The sequence below is a fragment of the Paraglaciecola sp. genome (assembly GCF_030730205.1).
Taxonomy (GTDB): Bacteria; Pseudomonadota; Gammaproteobacteria; order Enterobacterales; family Alteromonadaceae; genus Paraglaciecola.
In genome coordinates, this window is record NZ_JANQVQ010000229.1 from 1 (window position 1) to 2,365 (window position 2,365).

The 2,365-nt window shown below is 45.7% G+C and carries 3 protein-coding genes; 1 reads left to right on the plus strand and 2 read right to left on the minus strand.

Annotated features, from left to right (window positions below):
• Together NWQ57_RS15340 and NWQ57_RS15345 are read right to left on the minus strand one after the other, a co-directional pair.
• The coding region (locus NWQ57_RS15340) for an anti-sigma factor (RefSeq protein ID WP_306023038.1) at window positions 1-564 on the minus strand (564 nt) is incomplete at its 3' end.
• Window positions 561-1,052: an RNA polymerase sigma factor gene (locus NWQ57_RS15345; RefSeq protein WP_306023039.1), complete on the minus strand. Its 492-nt coding sequence runs from the start codon at window positions 1,050-1,052 to the stop codon at window positions 561-563. The genes NWQ57_RS15340 and NWQ57_RS15345, both read right to left, overlap by 4 nt.
• A 123-nt stretch (window positions 1,053-1,175) precedes the next feature.
• Between NWQ57_RS15345 and NWQ57_RS15350 the strand changes: the two genes are divergently transcribed.
• On the plus strand, window positions 1,176-2,365 hold a 1,190-nt coding region (locus NWQ57_RS15350), incomplete at its 3' end, for a S8 family serine peptidase (protein ID WP_306023040.1).

Genomic DNA, 2,365 nt, shown 5'->3' on the forward strand with positions numbered 1-2,365 from the left:
TTTAACCTGCCATCTACCATTGCCCAGACAGGCCACGCTATCGCTTTGAATGCCATCACTTTGCAAGCTGAATTGTCGGCAATATTGCCCTTGCATATTCCTAAAACTCAAAGTGGGCTGAAGGCGTTGTTGATTCGCTAAAACAAGCGGCTCACCACTGGTTAAACGCGATAATGCCTTAGCAATATCGGGGCTCAGTTCTGCACTTAATCCTGCGGTATCCGACTGACTCAGTTGGCCGATACCGATACCAAAACACAGCGCTATACCTGCAGCTAGGGCTGCATGTTGACTAACACGTGATTGTAATTTCCCCCACGCACTCATCGATACAACTTTATTTTCCACCGCCGTGTCTTGAAGCAAGGCAGTTATTTTTTCTGGTACCGGATGGCGGTCTATTTCGCAGGCATGAGCTGATACCCATTCGTCCACTTGTGCTAAATCAGCCAAGCGAGTGGCAAGCTCATCGTCAATTAATAGTTGTTCTCGGATAAGCTGCATTTCATCTTCAGGCAATTCTGAGTCTAAAAAAGCAGAGAGTTGTTGATCGCTTATTATCATGCGAAGAGTCCTCCTTGTTGACTTTTTACTATGGTTAAGAGTGATGTTCTAGCGCGAGATAAACGACTCATTACAGTACCAACTGGCACGTCCAAGGTCTCAGCCACTTCTTTATACGATAAACCTTGCACTGCCACTAAGGACAAAATCGAGCGTTGGTCATTAGGCAGGGTCTGCATCGCGATATTGACCTGAGCCAGCGTTTCTTTAGCCGCTATGTTTTCTTCATTGTCAGTACAGGCTTCTTCTTGCAACTCAGGGTTTTGAGTTGCAGCCAAACGCACTTTTCGCGCCCGATATTCGTCTATCCACACATTACGGCACACTTTAAAGGCCCATTTGCTGAGTTCGACATCTTCTGGCATTCCACGGCTTAATATTTTTTCAATCGTGATTTGCACTATGTCATCTGCGTCGGCCACTGAGCCTGTCAGCGAAAAGGCAAATCGCCGTAACATAGGCAATAAAGTAGTCAGTTGATTTTTCATTTTTATCTCCTCTTTACTATGAAGACGAAGCAACTTTATTTTTATTCCAACACGTTGGAAATATTTTCTATGTTCAAACGTTTTCATGTTTAAGGTACAGTATCAGTAATAAGTGAGGCTAACATGAAACATAAATTCACCTGCGCAGTTTTGCTTTGTTTGACTGCGGCTCACGTGAACGCAGAGTTGCTCCCCATTAAGCAAGTCATCTCTCCCATCCAGGGCGTTACAAACACAATTAAACCCATTGGCCATCAAGTAGATGATGCTTTGCCATTGAAGCCATTTGAGCTCAGTAAACTACTTGATGTCAGTGAAACCATAACCACACCTTTAATGACTTTACCCGACACACTGGCCTTATCCGATGTGACTGGACAATTGATTAACGAAGTCAAATTAGCGGATGGTTCACGAGCAATTGAACGTGAATGGGTGATGCTCAGCGATAAAGATGCGATCAATATTTTACTCAAATACGGAGCACTTATCTCGCAGCAAAAATCCTATCCTGCGCTTGATCTGCACCTTGTAACGTTTACGGTTCCTAGCCACTTAGATTCAAAGTCTGCTTTAAACTCCTTATTACCCCAAGATATAACTCGTACCCTGGATCGCAACCACGTATTTCAAAATCAAAATGAGGGTAGTCGTACTTTAGAGCAAGATGCCGACCCTCAGCACAGCCCGATGTGCCTTGATGAACTTAATATTGGCATGGTTGATACTGCAATTCAGCAAGACCACCCTGCCTTTGCTCACAGCAAAATAACCAGTCGCTATCTTGTCGATTTTAACAACGTTGCGCCGGTCAACCACGGAACCGCTATAGCAGGAACCTTTGTGGGTAAAGGTCAGTACTTTTCTCCTCTGTTGCCCAATGCAACATTGTTTTCCGCTGCGGTGTTTTATAAACAATCTGACTATGCCCAAGGCGCAACCATGTTAAACATCGTTGATGGGTTGAATTGGTTGGCAGAAAAAGGCGTGAAAGTCATTAATATGAGCTTAGCCGGCCCACACAATGACGTACTGGCCTTAGTAATTAACACGCTGGTGGAAGCGGGAACAGTTGTGGTCGCAGCAGCAGGTAACGAAGGACCAGCCGCGGCTCCCATGTATCCCGCTGCCTATAAGCAGGTTATTGCCGTCACTGCAATAGACAGGCAACACCACATCTATCGCTGGGCAAATCAAGGTGAGTATATCGATTTTGCAGCGCTAGGCGTAAAGGTTTACACCGCGCATGCAAAGGGCGGTGAAGGCCGCGAAACTGGCACCTCCATGGCCTCTCCTGTGGTTGCGGCACTTGC

What these genes read in the sequence shown, in the direction of transcription:
- NWQ57_RS15345 (WP_306023039.1), bottom strand. Translation starts at nt 1,052, where the DNA reads ATGAAAAATCAACTGACTACTTTATTGCCTATGTTACGGCGATTTGCC.